1 protein-coding gene and 1 pseudogene are annotated in these 1,759 nt (G+C 78.1%); both read right to left on the reverse strand.

Translation table 11 applies throughout. The features are described from left to right. Window positions 1-558: pseudogene (locus ABZ914_RS50950) on the reverse strand (hypothetical protein); the annotation flags it as partial. A gap of 143 nt (window positions 559-701) precedes the next feature. Beyond that, the coding region (locus tag ABZ914_RS50955) for a sigma-E factor regulatory protein RseB domain-containing protein (protein WP_500201762.1) at window positions 702-1,759 on the reverse strand (1,058 nt) is incomplete at its 5' end.

The raw sequence follows: 1,759 nt of genomic DNA on the forward strand, positions 1-1,759 counted from the left end.
GGGCGGCGGGCCCATCGGCGCCCCGGGGGGCGGCGGGCCCATGGGCGGGCGGCCGCCGGGAGGCGGCGGCCCCTGCTGCCAGCCCCCGTACGGCGGCTGGCCGTGCATGGCCCGCGGATCCTGGTCATAGGGGACGAACCCGGGCCGGGGGCGCTGGTCCTGGGACCCGTCCATCGGCGGGGGGCCGTCCATCGGCTGGGGCTCGCCCATCGGCTTGTCCAGCGGGACCGGGGGCGGCGGCTGCGGCATGTCGCGCGGGGGCGCGTCCTGCAGCGGCACTTCCCGGGGCGCCATGGCACCGGGCACGTCGTCCTGCGGCGGGGCGTCGGCGCGCGGCGCGTCCGGCGGGGCGAACCCGCCCGCCTGCTCGCCGCGCCCGCCCGCCACGAGACGGTCGGAGCCGACCGGCTCCCGGTCCGGCTCGGGCTCCGCCGCCGGCGGCTCCGGGGGGATCTCCTGGTCGGTCACCGTCTCGGGAGGAGCCGCCGCGTCCTGCCGCTCAGGCTCCTGCCCGGGGACGGCGTCCTCGTCCCCCGGCCGGCGGTTGTCTTCCGTCATCCCCATCTCTCCTACCGAGCATGGTCTCGTCATCCGTGCTCATCGTGCCGCCCTGGGCATGTGGCGAGCGTAAGGCAGAACCGCCCCGCACCGCCCCTCGGGTCCTCCCGCTTTGGACGGACTTGGGCGTTCCCCGGTTCAGCTCACTTGAACGGGTCCGCGGCCGAGGCCAGCCGGCGGGCGCCGCGCGCCAGCCGCGTCCAGAACGGGTCGGGGTCGCGCGGCAGGTCGAAGGCGACGGCCTCCGCCGTGCTCTGCGGCGCGTCGGTCAGGACGGTGTAGACGTAGCCGCCGCCGGCGGTGACGGCCCAGCGGCGCAGCGACTCGCGGCAGAACACCGTCCGGCCGCGCCGGGCGACCTTCGTCCACCCGCTCATGGCGCCGCTCCGGAGGTCGCCGCGCTGCACGAACACCGACACCGAGGCCAGGCCGTCGGAGTAGCTGAGGTGGACGGCGCCGCCGGCCTCGCGGCGCGCGTCGTAGAGGGTCAGGTGGCCGGGCAGCCGGTCGGGGACGGGCCAGCCGCGGCGCTTCAGGCCGTCGAGGGCGCGGGCGTCGAGCGGCACCTCAAGGATCGAGGTGGCAGAGCTGTTGGGGGCGGCGTTGGCGCTGGTCGGGCTCTCCGCCTCGGCCCCAGCGGCGTCCGGCGCCTCGGTGACGGCCGGGGCGTCCACGGCGGAGCCGCGGGTGCGGCCGGGACGCGGCGCGGCGCCGGCGGCGGCCGGGACGGCGAAGCTGATCTCGGTGAACCCGCTCGTGATCACCGGGTGGCCGGTCGCGTCGATCAGCTCGCGGTGCAGCATCAGGCCGGTCTCGGCGTCCAGCCAGAACCGGCCCGCGATCGTGCCGTCCTGCCTCCGGGCCTCCACGACGCAGGCGCGGCGGCCGAGGATGGCCGCGTCGGGCTTGCGCACGACGGTGTAGTTGCGGGTCAGCAGGTCGAGCGTCCGCTTGGTGAACCCGGTGGCGTCCCCGGCGGACGCGTCCGGGAGGTAGCCCTCCGCGCCCGCGGGCGAGGTGTAGCGGACGCCGTCGCCGGGCGTGTGCACGGCGGCGACGTTGGACGTGGCGGACCGGCCGCGGTTCCATGTCGTCAGGAAGCGGCGCCCCTCGTAGGGGACGCGGCGGGCGGCGTCGGCGGCGGCGCGCAGCAGGCCGACGGCGCCGGGGTCGCTGCGGGCGCGGCGCGCCGCGCCCGGGT

The organism is Spirillospora sp. NPDC046719 (assembly GCF_040645715.1).
GTDB lineage: Bacteria > Actinomycetota > Actinomycetes > Streptosporangiales > Streptosporangiaceae > Spirillospora.